The 17,960-nt window shown below is 38.3% G+C and carries 18 protein-coding genes; 6 read left to right on the forward strand and 12 right to left on the reverse strand.

The window, feature by feature from the left end:
- Positions 1-36 precede the first annotated feature (36 nt).
- Genes trmB through B155_RS0104240 form a run of 3 tightly spaced genes read right to left on the reverse strand, consistent with a single transcriptional unit; the run spans position 37 to position 1,915 of the window.
- Positions 37-693 carry a tRNA (guanosine(46)-N7)-methyltransferase TrmB gene (trmB, locus tag B155_RS0104230; RefSeq protein ID WP_018127000.1) on the reverse strand — a complete coding sequence of 219 codons (657 nt, stop codon included), beginning with the start codon at positions 691-693 and terminating at the stop codon, positions 37-39.
- Positions 693-1,337 carry a pyridoxamine 5'-phosphate oxidase gene (gene pdxH, locus B155_RS0104235; RefSeq protein WP_018127001.1) on the reverse strand — a complete coding sequence of 215 codons (645 nt, stop codon included), beginning with the start codon at positions 1,335-1,337 and terminating at the stop codon, positions 693-695. Before pdxH ends, trmB begins: the two co-directional genes overlap by 1 nt.
- Positions 1,334-1,915 (reverse strand): thioredoxin family protein, encoded by a 582-nt coding sequence (locus tag B155_RS0104240; RefSeq protein WP_026167188.1) that lies wholly within the window; start codon positions 1,913-1,915, stop codon positions 1,334-1,336. The genes pdxH and B155_RS0104240 overlap by 4 nt, the downstream gene beginning before the upstream one ends.
- A 42-nt stretch (positions 1,916-1,957) precedes the next feature.
- On the opposite strand from B155_RS0104240, the gene B155_RS0104245 reads away from it, so the two are divergent.
- Entirely contained in the window at positions 1,958-2,362 is a 405-nt protein-coding gene (locus tag B155_RS0104245) for a hypothetical protein (RefSeq protein ID WP_018127003.1), read from the forward strand.
- A gap of 151 nt (positions 2,363-2,513) precedes the next feature.
- Here B155_RS0104245 and B155_RS0104255 read toward each other — a convergent pair whose 3' ends face one another.
- The 7 genes from B155_RS0104255 to B155_RS0104285 all read right to left on the reverse strand — a co-directional run bounded on the left by B155_RS0104255 (position 2,514) and on the right by B155_RS0104285 (position 9,805).
- Complete coding sequence (locus B155_RS0104255; RefSeq protein WP_018127004.1) at positions 2,514-3,578, reverse strand: PA0069 family radical SAM protein; 1,065 nt, start codon at positions 3,576-3,578, stop codon at positions 2,514-2,516.
- A 99-nt stretch (positions 3,579-3,677) separates the two neighbouring features.
- The gene (locus B155_RS0104260; RefSeq protein WP_018127005.1) at positions 3,678-4,484 is read right to left on the reverse strand and encodes a hypothetical protein; all 807 of its coding nucleotides are present in this window, start codon (positions 4,482-4,484) and stop codon (positions 3,678-3,680) included.
- Positions 4,485-4,548: 64 nt separating this feature from the next.
- Complete coding sequence (locus tag B155_RS0104265; protein ID WP_018127006.1) at positions 4,549-6,204, reverse strand: amidohydrolase; 1,656 nt, start codon at positions 6,202-6,204, stop codon at positions 4,549-4,551.
- Between the two features lie 84 nt (positions 6,205-6,288).
- The gene (locus tag B155_RS12960) at positions 6,289-6,726 is read right to left on the reverse strand and encodes an NUDIX domain-containing protein (RefSeq protein WP_018127007.1); all 438 of its coding nucleotides are present in this window, start codon (positions 6,724-6,726) and stop codon (positions 6,289-6,291) included.
- Complete coding sequence (locus tag B155_RS0104275) at positions 6,713-8,371, reverse strand: CTP synthase (RefSeq protein ID WP_018127008.1); 1,659 nt, start codon at positions 8,369-8,371, stop codon at positions 6,713-6,715. The genes B155_RS12960 and B155_RS0104275 overlap by 14 nt, the downstream gene beginning before the upstream one ends.
- A gap of 82 nt (positions 8,372-8,453) precedes the next feature.
- The gene (locus tag B155_RS0104280; RefSeq protein WP_018127009.1) at positions 8,454-9,344 is read right to left on the reverse strand and encodes a glycerophosphodiester phosphodiesterase; all 891 of its coding nucleotides are present in this window, start codon (positions 9,342-9,344) and stop codon (positions 8,454-8,456) included.
- Between the two features lie 116 nt (positions 9,345-9,460).
- Entirely contained in the window at positions 9,461-9,805 is a 345-nt protein-coding gene (locus B155_RS0104285) for a hypothetical protein (protein WP_018127010.1), read from the reverse strand.
- A gap of 82 nt (positions 9,806-9,887) precedes the next feature.
- On the opposite strand from B155_RS0104285, the gene rlmB reads away from it, so the two are divergent.
- Positions 9,888-10,631, forward strand: coding sequence for a 23S rRNA (guanosine(2251)-2'-O)-methyltransferase RlmB (gene rlmB, locus B155_RS0104290; RefSeq protein WP_018127011.1), 744 nt, complete (start codon positions 9,888-9,890; stop codon positions 10,629-10,631).
- On the opposite strand, the gene B155_RS12965 is transcribed toward rlmB, so the two are convergent.
- Positions 10,628-11,842: an exo-beta-N-acetylmuramidase NamZ family protein gene (locus B155_RS12965; protein WP_018127012.1), complete on the reverse strand. Its 1,215-nt coding sequence runs from the start codon at positions 11,840-11,842 to the stop codon at positions 10,628-10,630. The two genes, rlmB and B155_RS12965, sit on opposite strands and share 4 nt — an antisense overlap.
- 62 nt (positions 11,843-11,904) lie before the next feature.
- The gene (ndk, locus tag B155_RS0104300) at positions 11,905-12,336 is read right to left on the reverse strand and encodes a nucleoside-diphosphate kinase (RefSeq protein ID WP_026167190.1); all 432 of its coding nucleotides are present in this window, start codon (positions 12,334-12,336) and stop codon (positions 11,905-11,907) included.
- Between the two features lie 126 nt (positions 12,337-12,462).
- Between ndk and B155_RS0104305 the strand changes: the two genes are divergently transcribed.
- From B155_RS0104305 to B155_RS0104320, 4 genes are all read left to right on the forward strand, one after another.
- On the forward strand, positions 12,463-14,310 hold the full coding sequence (locus tag B155_RS0104305) for an adenylate/guanylate cyclase domain-containing protein (protein WP_018127014.1): 1,848 nt from the start codon (positions 12,463-12,465) through the stop codon (positions 14,308-14,310).
- Positions 14,311-14,400: 90 nt separating this feature from the next.
- Positions 14,401-16,440, forward strand: a complete 2,040-nt coding sequence (locus B155_RS0104310; protein ID WP_018127015.1) for a thioredoxin domain-containing protein — start codon at positions 14,401-14,403, stop codon at positions 16,438-16,440.
- A gap of 73 nt (positions 16,441-16,513) precedes the next feature.
- On the forward strand, positions 16,514-17,128 hold the full coding sequence (locus B155_RS0104315; RefSeq protein WP_018127016.1) for a sigma-70 family RNA polymerase sigma factor: 615 nt from the start codon (positions 16,514-16,516) through the stop codon (positions 17,126-17,128).
- Complete coding sequence (locus B155_RS0104320; protein WP_018127017.1) at positions 17,125-17,925, forward strand: anti-sigma factor; 801 nt, start codon at positions 17,125-17,127, stop codon at positions 17,923-17,925. Before B155_RS0104315 ends, B155_RS0104320 begins: the two co-directional genes overlap by 4 nt.
- Positions 17,926-17,960: the final 35 nt, after the last annotated feature.

A 17,960-nucleotide genomic window follows, 5' to 3' on the forward strand; every position in this document is an offset into this window, starting at 1 on the left:
ATTTAACCATTATAGCGCCAAAGTCAAGCTACTTTTTTAGTTCAAGGAGAAAGAGATGAATTTGATTTTTTTACCTTTCTCTAGATGCATACCCTCATAATATGTTTGAATTGAAAGCTCTGGGTCGTTCGGGCATTCCGTATATACATCTTTAATATCACGATGAATGGTTAGCCCTTCTTTCTCAATCACTTCATGGGTATACTCATAGAGCAAGTCACTGTCTGTCTTCAGATTTATGACAGCTCCTTTCTTGGCGATTTTTCTATATAGGGTAAGAAATTTGGGTGACGTAAGTCGTTTTCTCTCTTTTTTAATGTAGGGATCAGAAAATAAAATCCAGATTTCAGATACTTCATTTTCTGCAAAAAACTGATCTAAATGATCGATATAAGCTCTTAAAAACCGAACATTCTCAAGACCTTTCTCTAAAGCTTGTGTAGCCCCCACCCACATTCTATTGCCTTTGATGTCGACCCCTACAAAGTTTTTCTCAGGATACATTTCTCCTAAAGCCACAGAGTATTCGGCTTTCCCACATGCTAATTCTAACACTATAGGATTATCGTTCTCGAATATATTTTGATGCCAAGTTCCCCTTGGAAATGGTTTAGTGCTATTATAGTCTTGCCACTCGAACACATTTTCGAGGGTTCTCATGTCGTCGAAACGCTTTTTCTTTATCTTAGGCATTAAGGCGCTAATCGTTTTGTGGTCCAAGCTGAACCATTCCATTCATATTTAATACGGTCGTGTAATCTACTTCTTCGACCTTGCCAAAATTCAATGGCTACAGGCTTAATTTTATAACCGCCCCACTGTTCAGGCATCGGCACATTACCATTCGAATATTGTGCTTCTAATTTTTCAAACTCTTGTTCCAGTTCGGCTCTACTACTTACTTCTCTACTTTGATTAGAAGCTAGTGCACCAATTTGGCTTTTAACTGGCCGACTTTTGAAATAAGCCTCACTTTTACTTCTACTAATTTTTTCAACAGTTCCCTCAATGCGTACTTGTCGTTCTAAGCCAAGCCATAAAAAACATGCCGCTACATTTGGATTCTGAGCCATGTCACGGGCTTTATCACTTTCGTAGTTGGTATAAAAAATGAATCCATCTTCTTCTATGCCCTTTAATAAAACTACTCTCGCATGAGGTTTAGCATCTGCATCTACTGTAGCTATGGTAAATGCATTTGGCTCAGGTAATTCTGTATCAATAGCTTGTTGTAACCATTTCTCAAATTGAGATATCGGGTTCTTCTCAACATCTGTTATATCTAAAGAATACTGAGTGTAATCTTCTCGTAAGGCCTGAATCTCTTTGTTTTTCATTTTTGAAAGTATGCTGGTTCGTTTCCCGGTTTCCATTTTATATTACAACCTATACTTGGGATTTGAGGTTCAGGTGCTGGCTTTGATTCTAATAAATTCTGCATGGCCTTTTCCAAATCATTACCCGTTACTGGAATATCATTACCTGGCCTACTGCTATCAAATTGACCTCGGTAATACAACTTGAGAGACTTATCGAATAAAAACAGGTCGGGAGTACAAGCTGCTTTATAGGCTTTTGCCACTTCTTGATTCTCATCATATAAATAAGGAAATGGAAATCCTTCTTCCTCGGCTAATTTTTTCATTAGTTCAGGACTATCCTGAGGATAATTTTCAACATCATTTGAACTGATGGCAATCCAGTTAATTCCCTTCTTTTGATATTCATTAGCTAGCTCAACGAATTTTGAATTCAAATGCTTCACATAAGGGCAATGGTTACAAATAAACATAACCAATGTACCTTCATCACCAGCTAAGTCAGCCAATGATCTCAATTCTTGGTTGGTATCTATTAGTTCAAACGCTGGTGCCTTAGAACCTAATTCTAACATTATTGATTTTGTTGCTGCCATAGTTATCTAAAACCTGTTACCTTTAATGAAAAACTTTATTTCATGAGCCCAAACACAAAGATATTGAATGAAAGAGACAAAGTTCTATTCGAAAAGGGATTAAAACTATATTTCTTTGGGCGCCAAGTTGAAGTCAAAAAGCTAGCCGATAAACTTCAAGAACGAGTTCACTACACAGGAACGGTGGCTTATTCACTTATATATACATTTGTAACTACAGGCTCGCTCAAAATCGAATACATGGACTTTCTAAATCAAGAACTGCGTACGCTACTTGGTTTAGACTCAGAGTTATTTGAAGCCCTACATATCAAACCACAAGAAATAGATGAAATTGAACTTCCCGAGGGCAGTTCCATTAAACTATTTGATGAGGAACAGGAAAAAGATATGATACTTAGCTATTGGCCTAGTGCTAATAAAGTTGAATTGAGTGATATTGGGTGATATCAAACATAAAAAAACCCGACACCCTGGAAAGCCTTTTTCATATGCTACTATGGTAAAAAGTGAATTCAAGCTGGGCGCCGGGAAGCTACTACAACATTATGACGCACCAAATATTGAAAAGTTTCTACAGAGAGCTTTTTTTTAATATTTATAAGTCAAATAATGTTAATTGCTCTGAATGCGTTTTCTTAAATTGTTCCGTTGATAACGAGAACACGCTTTTATTTAATCCATAACGATTACACTGTACTTTAAACAAATCACCTATCTGTTTAGCAACTAAGCCCTCGGCTTTCATCCGTGTCTTAAAATCAGACTTGTACAAGGTCCCCCCTCTCATTTCAATCAACTTATTTAATATTTTCTCTTTTCTATCCGGAAAGTATTGCTCTAGCCAATCTTCAAATAGCTCTTTTACCTTGAAAGGTAATCTTACAATGATATAGCTAGCTCTCTGAGCTCCAGCGTCTGCCGCTGATTTTAATATTTCTGCACATTCATGATCTGTTAAACCCGGAATAATAGGCGCAACATTTACGCTTACTGGGATTCCAGCATTCGCAAGTTCTTCAATAGCTTTAAGCCGTTTATAAGGCCTTGAAGTTCTTGGCTCCATTACATTGGTGATCTTATTGTCTAAAGAAGTAATGGAAATTGTAGTTGAAACTGCATTGTATGCACTTAACTCTTTCAGAATATCAATATCCCTTGTGATAAGGTGATTTTTGGTAATTATTCCCACCGGGTTTCTGTATTCTGAAAAAATCTTTAAACACTCTCTCGTTAATTGGAGTTTTCGCTCAATGGGTTGATAGCAATCTGTAACTCCACTCATTGCCACAATTTGAGGTTCCCATTTTTTTGACCTGAAGGTTTTCTCTAACAGTTTAGGCGCTTCATACTTCACCATGATTTTTGTTTCAAAATCGAGCCCGACGGAGAAACCTAAATATTCGTGAAACGGCCTTGCATAGCAATAGATACAACCATGTTCACATCCTCTGTACACATTTATTCCTGCATTAAAAGGCACATCAGGACTACTGTTGTATGATATAATTTCTTTCGAATGATCTGCTATTAATTGCGTTTTTACTGAGGGCTTCTCTCCTGATTCCTCATCTAAATCATAATCCAGATAATTCCCCTCAAATCTATTGATTGGATTATCTGAAGCACCTCGACCACGTTTAGGATTCTGAACTTTTTTCATCACACATATTTTATACATATAAGGTATTGAAAATTTAGCCCAATAAAAAAGCCTTCTATAAATAGAAGGCTTTACAAAAATGATTAGTTATTCAACTAACTATGATGATGAACATGCAATGTCTTCTAAGTTAGCATCCCAACACGATTTAGTACCGTTATTATAACTTGGTGAAATAATAAATCCTGTCATAGTATTTATATCATAGCTAATAGTGGTACGCGCTTCTGAAGAAGCTTCATAATATTCGAGTACTTTGGTATCACCATCAAAATTATAGTCGATGGTATTTCCTAAATTTCCGTTTCTGTCACTTAAAACTTCTAAACCTACTACCACGCTTCCGTCTTCATCAATATCCCAATTCACAGTAGATACCGGACCTTCTTCATTTGGGTCGTAATAGTACCAAACACCTTCCGTACCATTGTATTCGGCTTCACCAGAAAAGAAGAGGAAGTTATTTAATACTGGATCTGTAGATGAGGTAGTTACAAAGAAATTCCAATTCACTTCATCATTACTATCAACATTAGCTGTTAGTAGCACTGAGTAGTCATTTTGTTGATTTGAAGTCGAGTAACTCCATTGATATTCACCATCGGCCACTTCTTCTGGGTCACGTTCTTGAGCTGCACCAACAAGTACCTTTGGTACCAATAGATTAGCGTCTAGAATCAGTTTTGCTACACCAGCTCTATATATCGCTGCATTAAAGTTTGAGCCCGCTTTCGATTTTGCAGCAACTTTTTGCGCATTATTCATCTCGCTCATGTCAATGCTCATCGACTGTTGCGAGGGTATAGTAGGAGGGGTTTCGTTTACACTCGTAGAGTTACTACAAGCTGCGAAAATAAGTAGCACACCACTGATGGCGGTAATACATTTAAATATCGTGGATTTCATGAGTCTCGGGTTGATTTATGTTTATTAGTTAAATCAACCCGAATCTCAAATGTTCCAACTTTTACTATTTATCGAATACTTTTTTACCTGCCACCCAGGTCTCTAAAACTTCGATTTTATAAATCTCACTGGCTGGCACTTCGAAGTAATCTTTATCAATTAAGATGAAGTCTGCCCATTTGCCTGGCTCGAGGTTACCTAGCACCTGTTCTTGGTGAGCTGCGTAAGCGGCATCAACAGTAAAGGCACGTAAGGCTTCTTCTCTAGTAAGTGCTTCTTCTGAATACCAACCTCCCTCTGGATTGCCTTCATGATCCATGCGAGTTACCGCTGAATACAGACCAAAGAATGGATTCGAATGCTCTACTGGGAAATCAGAACCTGCAGCAATAATAGTACTTTGATCTAAAAATGTTCTCCATGCATAAGCCCCTTTAATACGCTGTGGGCCTACGCGATCTTCAGCCATGTTCTTATCACTTGTTGCGTGTGTTGGCTGCATCGAAGCAATGATATCTAACTCTTTGAATCTAGGGATATCTTCCAATGATACAATCTGTGCATGTTCCATTCGATTTCTAAGATTTTGGTCGCCTAGTTCATTTTTCGAATACTCAAATGCGTTTAACACAACTCGGTTGCCACGGTCACCAATGGCATGAATATTTGCTTGATAGCCTTTTGAGGTAACTTTAAGCACCATTTCATTCATTTCGTCTTGTTCTGAAAATAGTAGACCTCTGTTCCCTGGATCATCCGAATAAGACTCAATCATCGCTGCTCCTCTACTTCCTAATGCTCCATCAGAATATAACTTCACACTTCGAAGTGCTAACATATCATCTGCATATGATGGTATTGGGCCATTTTCAGATAGTTTATCAAAAGTGCCACCCGCTCCTGCTATCATACCATAAATTCTGGTTTTGGCTTTCCCTTGATCAGCAAATTGCTTGTACAATTCCCATGCTTGAACACCTACACCAGCATCATGAACAGAAGTAATACCCATTTTAGCCATTTGCTCATACGCTTTTTCTAAAGCTAATTCTTGCTCCTTTGGTGTTGGATCTGGTACAATTGATTGGATATAGCCTTCAGCTGCATCAATAAATACACCTGTTGCTTCCCCTTTCTCATTTCTAATGATCTTACCACCTTGAGGATCTGGTGTATCCTTACTGATACCAGCTAAACGCATAGCCATGGTGTTTCCCCAACCTGCATGGCCATCCACACGGCTTAACCAAACTGGTCGATCTGATACTACTTTATCAATATCTTCCGCTGTTGGAAATTCATTTTCTGGCCAGAGTGTTTGATTCCATCCTCTACCTTGAATCCATTCTAAATCTGGATTTGCTTCTGCATAGGCCTTAATAGTATCAAGAGTAGCTTCTAATGTATTTATGCCCATTAACTGAACTTGAAGCTGCTGAAAGCCTAAGCCCATTACATGACCATGTGCATCAATCAAGCCTGGCATTAATGTTTTTCCTTGTCCATTAATTACGGTCGCTGATTCGAATTCATCTGCAACAGATGCATCCCCATATTTTAGAACCTTTCCATCTTCAATTACGAGGGTTTCAAACTGAATAACCTCACCATTGGCCAATGTATACCCATTTACATTGCTCATCACTGTTATATCAGAGGATGAATTACAAGCCATGCCGAACAAGCTTGCAAATACTAATACGATAAATATATTTTTCATGTGTTTATGTGTTTTTTAGATGTGCCTAAAGAAAAGAAATTATAGTGTATAAATCTTACAAGGAATTTGTGAGTTCTGTAAACTTCACTTGAATATCTTAGTCTCAAAAAGGTTTTTGGGTACAGTCATGTATTCATTCAGTTCAGAAATTGGTATAAATCTGAGATCCTTTAGTAATTGATCATTTTCTGCTCGTTCTGGATCTGTACCAAGTTTAAGCTCACCGCCAATTCTTTTTACAGTGTAAAAGAATTCAATGGCATGGAAGTCGCCTTCAATTAACTCATTGATAAATACTTGCTCCTGCACTTCAATGGCTAAACCTGTTTCCTCTAAGAATTCACGTTCTAAAGTTTGAACTAATGGTTCTTGAAAGTGCACGGAGCCTCCGGGTGGAGTCCATACCAGAGCATCACTTACAGGAGAATGGAGTTGAATTAAGAGTACATGGTTATGCTCTATAAGTACACCACATACTCTAATTCTTGTTCTTCCTGAATATTGCTGATCAGCTTTTAGCAACCTTTTTTTGGTCTGATTTCAACGAGTGGTAAAGCTTATTCCCTTTCGCATACTTTAAACTGGCTTTCACGAAATCCACAAATAAAGGCTGAGGGTTATTTACCGTACTTTTTAATTCTGGATGAAATTGAACGCCAACGAACCAAGGGTGTTCTGGAATCTCAACGATTTCAACTAGATCACGTTCAGGATTCATCCCAACTAATTTCAGACCACTTTCAACCAACTTATAGCGTAAGTTGTTGTTCACTTCATAACGATGCCTGTGGCGCTCGAATACCACTTCTTCACCATAAGCAGTATAGGCGTTTGAATCTTTATCTAGCTTACAAGCATACTTTCCAAGTCGCATGGTTCCACCCATGTTTTCAATATCTTTTTGATCTTGCATGATATTGATAATTGGGTATTCGCAGTCTTCATCAAATTCTAAGCTATTGGCATCTTCCCAACCACAAACGTTGCGCGCATATTCAATAACAGCACATTGCATACCTAAGCAAATTCCGAAGAATGGAATTTCGTTGGTACGAGCATATTCAACTGCAGATAACTTCCCGTCAATACCTCTTCCACCAAAGCCAGGAGCTACAAGCACACCGGCTACGTCTTTCAGTTTCGTAGCAACATTCGCTTTTGTTAAATCATCAGATTGTACCCAACGGATTTTCACTTTACAGTCGTTAACTGCACCTGCATGTATAAATGCTTCTACAATCGATTTGTATGAATCGTGATGTTCTACATATTTACCCACGAGTGCGATCTCAATTTCACCGGATGGCTCACATACTGCCTCAACAAATCCAATCCAGTTATCAAGATTATATTCTTTCGTTGGAAGCTTTAAACGCTCAATTACTCTTTTATCTAACCCTTCCTCTTTCATGAGTAGAGGCACTTCATAAATACTCTTTGCATCCAATGATGCAATCACATCTTCTAAATCAACATTACAAAAACGAGCAACTTTGCTACGAATGCTTTCATCTAGGGTATGTTCAGATCTACAAACAATGATATCTGGAGACAGACCACTTTCTGACAATGTTTTCACAGAATGCTGAGTTGGCTTTGTTTTCAACTCGCCAGCCGCCGCTAAGTATGGCACTAAGGTTAGATGAATAGATAATGTGTTCTGACGTCCTACATTATACTTCAGTTGACGAACTGCCTCGATATAAGGTAAGCTCTCGATATCACCAACTGTACCACCTATTTCAACGATTACAACATCGTACTCACCTGAATTTCCTAATTCAAGAACATGAGATTGGATTTCATCTGTGATATGCGGAATTACCTGTACAGTTTTCCCAAGGTAAGCTCCTTGACGCTCCTTGCTAATCACATCATAGTAAATGCGACCGGTAGTCACATTATTGGCTTGGGATGTGTTGATATCTAAAAATCGTTCGTAGTGCCCCAAGTCGAGATCGGTCTCTGCACCATCGTCCGTAACATAAACCTCACCATGTTCATAGGGGTTCATTGTTCCAGGATCCACATTGATATATGGATCGAGTTTTTGGATGGTTACTTTTAGACCCTGTGCAACTAATAGTCTTCCTAAAGATGCACAAATGATTCCTTTTCCGAGTGAAGAAGTTACCCCACCGGTAACGAAAATATACTTGGTTGACATGAATTGAGTGAGTGAAGTTGATGGATGGAAAAGATAGTATTCTCACTCACTCTATTCAATCGAAATGGGAAGTTAAATCTGTTTATCTCCAGTTTTTATTCAATACTTCGTCTGCAACCTTGTAAAGTACATCTGGCTTATCTGTAAAAATCCCTTTTGCACCTTTTTCGATTAACGACTTCATCATACCGGGGTCGTTTACTGTGTAGATAAAGAATGGAATTTGGTGCGTATTTAGCTGGCTTAACCAGTTCGCAGCACATTCATTTGCACTAAAATTAAACGCATCAACTTTATAGTCTTTTACCAAGTCGACGGGCTCGCGGCCATAAGACTGCTGACGCTCATAAAGCAGTGCTGTTTGAATTTTAGGGTTCAAGCTTTTCACACGTTCGATAGCTCGGTAGTCAAAGCTAGAAATAATCACTTCATTTTCGAGATTATAGCGCTCAACTAAATCAATCACACTTTTTTCAATGGTGTTATTCTCAGCTGAAACTGCTTCCGTTTTAATCTCGATATTAAGCGCAATTTTACCACTGGTAAATTCAAGCACTTCTTGTAGAGTTGGAATCTGTACACCCTTAAATTTTTCGTGAAACCAACTTCCCGCATCAAGCTTCTTCAATTCTGATAGTGTATAGTCAGATAACAAACCTTGACCATTTGACTTCTTGTCTAAGTACTTATCATGAAAAACTACAGGTACGTTATCTTTTGAAAGGAGAACATCTAACTCGATCATGTCTGCGTTCATTTCGACAGCTGCCTTGAATGCTGGCATTGTATTTTCTGGATAGTATGCACTCGCACCTCTATGTGCTATTACAATAAATCGCTGCTCTCTAACATCCGACATGCTTATCTCTGTCACTTTAGGATTGAACTGGGTTACTGATTCTTGAGAATATACTTGAGTGCTGAGAGATGTAACCAACAAGATTGCAACCCAAGATCCTTTTATGATATCCATACAATTATTTTACTTTCCGAAATATTTTTGTTGACTGCCCGATTTTTATAACAGTCAATTCTACTTTTAACAACCACTAAACTTTAAAGTAAGAACTTTTATTGTGAATTAAATTCTTAATTCTTAAAAGTTACTACTCTGTGAATCGCTTCATTTATCAAAGCGTTAGAAGTGTGTACATTCCCTAATACACTATAGGAAGTATAAACCCCTAAAAAGAAAGTTATACAACCTATTAATAATATCACAGCGGCCAAAAGCCCTGAATTTACCCATCCCAAGATGGAAATGCTAATAGCTAACGCCCCTGAAATTATTTGCAAAAAACCACTTAAAATGGCAATTACAGTTGTTCCTGTATGACTTTCAGCGTTTAAATTATTCTCTCTATGAACTCTACCTGAAGTAATTGTATTATAATTAGCAGGAGTAGTGTTCATCTCTTTTTGTTGATCACTCATGTCCTTAACTTTATGTCCTTATTTTGTCCTAACCAGTACTATAAATTAGTATAGTAAAAGAGCGCTAACTTAAAAATTAATAATGAGCAAGACAGAAAACATTTACATTTACGGTCGGAACCCAATACTAGAAGCGCTAATACATCGCCCTGATGAAATTGAGAAAATTTTTATAAAAAATTCAATTCAACCTGCATCTATACAGGATATTCAACAGCATATCTCAAAGAACTTGATTCCGGTTTCGCGAGTTCCTCAGGCGAAACTTCAGAATTTAGTAGGAAGAGTAAACGATCAAGGTATTGTTGCACTCTTAAGCAAAATTAAATACACCGATTTCTTTGAATGGGCACAGAGTCTAGCCTTAGATAAACATACTTCTGTGTTGTTGCTCGATGGTATTGAAGACCCTCATAATTTTGGCGCAATTATTCGAACGGCTACGGCCGCAGGCGTTTCTGCAGTGATAGTACCTACTCAAAAGCAATCTCCTGTGAATGCTACAGTTTTTAAAACTTCAGCAGGTACAGCTGGACGGATCCCAATTATTCGTGTACACGATACCAATCAAGGATTAAAAGATTTACAAGTAGCGGGCTTTAATGTGATTGCCGTAGATGGAAATGGTAAGGAAGGTATCTGGGAAACGGATTTCGATGCCCCAACTGCCTTCTTGATTGGAAACGAAGGCGCCGGTATCGACAAGAAACTTTTAAAGAAATGTAGCTCAACGGTTCGTATCCCTATGCAAAACCAAGTGGAGTCTTTAAATGCCTCCGTTTCTGCAGCATTAGTGTGCTACGAATGGGCTCGTAAAATCTCTTAGTTATATAGCAGATATTTCTGACGTGATTCTTTGAATCTATCTAAGGCTACACCCCAATCGGTGTGGCCTTTTTTTATGGCATCCGTACCGGCCAATTTCAAAATAAAATTATTAAACTCAGCTCCTTCACTATGTTCAAGTAATGCGTGGAGCAAATCAACACCGAATGCAACGGGGTCTGATAGGGCTAATCCGTTTTGGATTTTTATCCCTTCTAGTGCTTGATCTTGAAATTTGGGGTATAAACTTTTCCCTGGAATTGAAATCGGGGTAAATGATACTGTATCGAGTTGAACCATATACTCACTTTCTATGCCTTCTATCCAACCACCACTTGTGTCTACTTCAGGAAATCCAAGTGTTAAAAAAGGGTCGTTAGTACCTCTCCCTTCAGAAAGTGTTGTTCCCTCTATTAAACATGTACCCAAGTACACATAGGCATGCTCAAAAGTGGGTAAATTTGGTGAAGGCGCTATCCATGGTAGCCCTGTATCATCCCACTTCATAGATCTCTTCCATCCCTTCATCGGAATAACTTTGATCTTAGGTTCCTTTTCAATGTCAAACCATCCCTCACCCTGTGCCATTAAAGCTAGCTCACCAAGAGTTAAACCATGAGCTATAGGAATAGGATAGGTACCTACAAACGACTGATGTTCATCTTCAAGCACCCAACCCGAAACATAATTTCCGCCGGCTGGATTAGGACGGTCTAGGATCCAAACTTCTTTATCATTCTCCGAAGCTGCTTCTATCACATACTTCATCGTACTATTATAAGTGTAAAATCGAGCCCCCACATCTTGCATATCAAAAATGAGCACATCAATGTTAGCTAACATCTCAGAAGATGGTTTCTTATTCTTTCCATAAAGTGAATAGACTGTTAAGCCAGTTGCTTCATCTACTCCATCTTTAATTATTTCACCTGCGCCAGCATCCCCCCTAAACCCATGTTCGGGTGCAAATAATGCTGTTACATTTACTCCTGATTGAAGCAACGTATCCAACATATGAACGCCATTCACACGTGCAGTTGGGTTCATAACTAAGCCCACACGCTTATTTTGAAGGGAATCGAGGTATTCACTTATAAGTACTTCTCCTCCAACATGCACTTTGCTTAAGGCTACCTCAGTTGGCTTACATCCTAAGATTAGGAGTGCAGTTACTAATGTATAAAGAATGGGGGTAATGATATGTTTGTTCATATCCCAAACATAAAAAAAGCAGACTAAAGAGCCTGCTTTTAATTTGAATCGATCAAAAAAAATTAAGCGTTGTTTGCTACAACGTCTGATTCAGCAAAGAAATATGCTGCTTCAATTTGACCATTTTCTACAGAATCAGATCCGTGGATAATGTTCTCACCAACACTATCAGCAAAATCAGCACGGATAGTACCTGCTTCAGCTTCAGCTGGGTTAGTAGCACCAATTAATGCTCTAAAATCAGCTACTGCATTTTCCTTTTCAAGGATCATTGGAACACAAGCTCCGCTACTCATAAACTCACAAAGTTCACCATAAAATGGACGCTCTTTATGTACAGCGTAAAACCCACCAGCTGTATCTGCAGTTAAACGGGTTAATTTCATTGCAAGAATTTTAAATCCTGCGTCCTGAATTCTCTTGGTAACTTCGCCGATAAGTCCTTTACGAACACAGTCGGGCTTAAGAATAGTCAATGTTCTTTCTACTGCCATTAGTATCTGTATGATTAAGTTTTTTGTAACAACCATTTTAAAATAAACTCTTCAAAATGGCATCTTAAGATAAGATTTAACAGATTAATTACCGAACGCGAAAGCTTATTTTGCTTAGCTTAAAACATGAAGAACACCCCAAGGCTCACATTTCAATGGCAATTTGATCTAAAAGGATCACCGGAAGAGCTATGGCCGTTACTCTCAGATACCAATAAATTTTTGAAATGGGCTGGGCAAGATCCTGTAAAAAGAGATTCTTTTACTAGATCTGCTACCAAGGGTTTTCTTGAACTTTCCTCTAAGAAACTGAATGCCAATCAGATATGGCTGGAAGAACCTTTTATTTGGGAGAAACCATATAAGTTTGGTACTACTCGCCATTACAAAGTTGGGTTCTTTCGTGAGATTAAATTCTTAGCCACTTTAACCCCTACAGTTTCGGGTACGAGATTTGAAATTAAAGCATGGCTTCGGGCACCAAATAAAATCTTAACCCACTTTGTTAATTACTACATCGGTAAGATTGTTCGTCGAAAAATCGCCAAGTATTTGGAAGAAGTCGACAAATGTGCACAAAATAACACTCTACCTTACGAGCATCGCAAACCAGCATCTCTAGTACGTGGTGCAAAAAAGCGCATTGAAGAAATTGAGCAACAGCTTTTAGAGAAAACCAGAAGACAGCGAATCATCAGGCACTTAAAGAAGTTCCTCATACACGCTGAAGACGAAGATTTAAAAACTATCCACCCTTACCAGCTTGCCGAGTATTGGGGTGAAAAGAAATACTCTGTTTTAAATGTATTTCTACATGCGGCCAAGCTAGAGTTAGTTGACTTCAGATGGGATGTATTTTGCCCTGTTTGCAAAAGTACTCGTCAGAGTTTCAGAAGGATGCGAGATATACACAGTGATCTATACTGTGCTGAATGTGATAATCATTACAATATTGATTTCAATGAAAACTTGCATTTAGTCTTCAATCCTAACCCGTTAATTCGAAAGCTATCGGATAATAAATTCTGCTATGGAGGTCCTCAAAATACTCCACAGCGAGTAACCCAACATTTTCTGGAACCAGGTGAAGAACAATACCTTCATATCAATCTGAATGAAGGCACTTACCTTTTTAAAACTTCAGAAAATGATGGCTATCTACGATTACATTTACGTAAAGATGGCGATGACACCGCAACCGTTTATATCACCGACGAAGATTTAAATGGAGATGAAGCCACGATATCCACATCCCCGAATTTGACGATTGTTAATGATTCTAAGAAAAAGATGGTGTGCTATATTGAGAAAGAAAACTGGCGACAAGAAGCCATTTATGCTACTGAAGTAACTTCTTCTCATGACTTCCGCACTCTATTTGCTCAAGAGACTTTAAAAGATGGTGCTAAAGTCGATTCTTCAAATGTCACGATTCTATTTACTGACTTGATGAATTCTACCGATTTATACTTACAAGAAGGTGATGAGTTTGCCATCGGTCAGTTAATGAGTCACTTTAAAATCATTCAACAGATTGTTGCTGAGGAACGTGGGGGAATCGTAAAAACAATTGGCGATGCTGTTATGGCCGTGTTCAAAGAACCTGTTTCTGCTCTTAAAGCCGTAGAACGTATTCAGCAAATATTCTCATCTTCAACCGCAATGGGTGACTCGTTCAAACTCAAAGCAGGGATTCATTTAGGGAAGTGTACAGCTGTAAACTTAAACGATAGAGTAGACTACTTCGGCACCACGGTTAACATCGCATCACGTTTGGTGGATGTAGCTAGTGAAAAGGAAATTATTGTTTCTGAGGCATTTTACGAATCGGGTGATGTAAAGCTTTACTTAAAAAATAACAGAAACAGCTTGTTCATTAAGAACAGTGAAAAAGAACTCAAAGGCTTTGACTCTGAGAAGTTCAAGGTAAAACAGATTCGCATGGAACGTACAAGTTTACGTTTAGTGATCTAAGTTCATTTCCTCTCCTCTCCCACCTTATTTTCTTCGTAATTGTGTGTATTTTAGGTCTTCAGCAACAATTATGTGAAACCCCTACCGACCTTGAATCGATTACAGCACGAAAAGAGCCCTTACTTACTTCAGCACAAAAATAACCCCGTTGATTGGTACCCTTGGGGTGATGAAGCATTCGCTAAAGCGAAAGAAGAAAACAAACCGATCTTCTTATCTATCGGTTATGCTACCTGCCACTGGTGCCACGTGATGGAGCACGAAAGTTTCGAAGATGAAGGCATAGCTGAGCTCATGAACCAAGCGTTCATCAATATTAAAGTAGATCGGGAAGAGCGCCCTGATATCGACTCTACTTATATGACGGTGTGCCAGATGCTAAATGGCCATGGCGGTTGGCCTTTGAGTATCATCATGACACCTGATAAAGAACCATTTTTTGCCGGTACTTACATACCAAAAGAAGCGCGATTTAATCGCATTGGTTTACGCCAGTTAATTCCTGGTATTACCGGCATGTGGAAGCACGAACCTGCTAAGGTGCAAAAAGCTGTTGAAGGGATTAAAGATGGATTTCAAAGATCCCAAGAATTTGAACAAGGATTATTCCCTGGTTTAGAGTCGGTTGATTATGCCGCCGAACAATTAGCCGCAAGATATGACGATCAACATGGTGGTTTCGGAAGTGCTCCTAAATTTCCATCGCCACACAATTTGAGTTTCTTACTTCGAAAATGGTACACCACTAAAGAAGAACGGTTCAAAAATGCTGTTGAACATACACTTACTCAAATGAGATTAGGTGGCATTTGGGACCATATTGGTTATGGCTTCCATCGCTATTCAACCGACCAAGAATGGTTACTACCACATTTTGAAAAAATGCTGTATGACCAGGCATTACTGATGTTGGCTTATACCGAAGGATGGCAAGTATCAAATACTCCCCTCTTTAAGCAAACCATTGTTGAATTAGATCAATATATAACCAACAAATTAACTTCAGAGAAAGGTGCTTTCTTCAGTGCAGAAGATGCTGATAGCGAGGGTGAAGAAGGGAAATTTTATGTTTGGTCCCTTTCCGAAATACAAGAAGTTTTATCCAAAGAAGATGCTGCATTCTTTACGGAATACTATCAAATTTTAGAAAAAGGAAACTTTGAAGATGAGGCCACTAAAGTTAAAACGGGCGCGAACATTCCTCACCTAAAAACGACTTTAAATGAAAGCAATCAAGTTCGGTTCAATGATATAAGGGAACAACTATATGAGATTCGAGAGAAGCGCATTAAACCACTTCTTGACGATAAGATACTCTGCGATTGGAATGGGATGATGATCATGGCCTATGCTAAAGCAGGTGCTGTTTTACAGGAACCCATGTTTGTTGAAAAAGCTAAAAAAGCTTATGCCTTTATCTTGAATAACTTATATGTCGAGAATCAATTGTTTCATCGCTATAAAGAAGGTGAACATGCAATAAATGCCTTTGCTGATGACTATGCGATGTTAGTTTGGGCAAGTATTGAACTCTATGAGGCAACCTATGATGAGCAGTATTTAGAAAAAGCCATTCTGCTACAAAATCAGATGATTGAATTATTTTGGGATTCAGAGCAAGGGGGTTTTTATTTAACCGATACTAAGACTGAGGAATTATTAGGTCGCCAGAAGCAGATTTATGATGCCGCTGTTCCTTCCTCCAATTCTGTAGCCATGCAAAACCTGATGAAGCTATCAAGGCTAACAGGTGATTCTAAATTTGAAGAATTTGCTCAAAAAATTGGTGAATGTTTTTCAACCGATTTAATTCGATCTGGTTCAAGTATTACCCTTGGTTTACAAGCTATTCAATACGCTCATGCTAGCACAAATGAAATAGTTATTAGCTCAGAAAAAGCTCTGGATTTTGATAATGAGCTTTTAAAAATACTTCGCTCTGGTTTTAACCCCTTTAAAATCAGTATCGCAAAAAGCACCGAAAATAAATCGTTGTCAACACTTGCTCCTTTTTCCTCGAATATGCATCCTGTTGATGGTAAAACGACGATCTATTATTGCTCTAACTACAGCTGCGACAAACCCTTTTATACTGCCAAAGAGTTGAGAGAGAAGCTATATGCTGAATGATTAAGTAATAATTTTGATTATCTAACAATCTAATTGTTACCCACATTCGTACTTACTCACAGAAACAAGATATATGCTATTTTTTCTTATATCTGCAATTGGCAGATTTCTCAATCAGGATAATTCAAGAGATAAAGAACTCTTAATTCGCATAGCGGCTAAAGACCCCGTTGCGCTATCCCTTTTGTATGACCAGTATAATAGATTACTCTTTGGACTTTTAGTTTCGATACTAAAAAAGAAAGAAGAAGCTGAAGATATTTTACAGGAAGTGTTTACAAATATTTGGGAAAAAGCGGATCAATATGATCCAGAAAAAGGTAGCGCTTATACATGGATTGTTTCTTTAACAAGAAATAAAGGAATCGACAGATTGAGGTCCAAAGTATATAAAGAGCAAAAAAAGCAGTCGACGAGCTTAGACAACGAAGACACTTATATGCCTTTATTTTCAGAGGAGAATAATCCACTTGAGGATGCTATTTTATCAGATCGTGCTAGTATGCTGAAAGAGGCTTTAGCTAAGATTTCTGAAAAACAAAGAACAGTACTGCAAGTGGCTTACTTTGATGGATTAACACAAACTGAGATTTCAGAACAATTAGATATTCCACTGGGAACCGTAAAATCCCGAATGCGTGATGGTATGTTAAAACTTAGAGAAATTTTATCGGGAGGCTTAGCATGAGTGAATCAGAAAACACATTATTTGAAGAGCTTTGTATAGGCTCCGTACTGAATGCACTTAGTGCTGAAGAAGAAAAGCAGTTTAAAGTCCTATTAGAGGATACCTCAAAAGAACAGCAGTTATTATATCAAGATATGCAGCACATAGCTTCTGAGATGGCTTTATTGGCTTATACTGATAAACCATCTGAGAAAGTTAAAGAACAACTTTTAGAAATGGCTTGGGCTTCTGTTCATTCACGAGGCTCAGCTGAGGCAACCGTACATTACTTATCTAGATATAGAATTGCAGCTGCCGCAGCCGTTGTATTTATGATGATGACTTTGGGGATGTTCATTTTCAATCAAAATTTAGAAAACGATTTAGATGAACGTTCTACTGTTATTACAGAGCAACAAACCACTATTCAGCTGTTAGAAACAGAAGTAGAACGAAAAGAGGAATTACTTGCAATCCTTGAAGCTCGCGATGTTGATTTGATACTGATGGATGGCCTAAACGTGAACCCTAATGGTTATGGAAAAGTAGTTTGGGATAAAGATAATGGCCAAGCACTTCTTCAAGTTGCAAACTTACCAACCGTACCAACGGCTAAAGATTATCAATTATGGTTTGTAATCAATAATCAACCGATAAGTGCAGGTGTATTCTCCGTAAATGATCCTTTAAAGGATAACTTTTTTAAGATTCAGGAGTTGAACCAACAGGCAACAAGTGGGGCATTTGCAATTACCCTAGAACCTGAAGGTGGATCGCCTCAACCTACTGGTGATATGTATTTATTAGGAAGTATGTAGTGTTTAGCCCCTTCTAAGACCGTTTCCGGAACAAT

This window comes from Balneola vulgaris DSM 17893, from assembly GCF_000375465.1.
In the GTDB taxonomy this organism is placed as follows: domain Bacteria; phylum Bacteroidota; class Rhodothermia; order Balneolales; family Balneolaceae; genus Balneola; species Balneola vulgaris.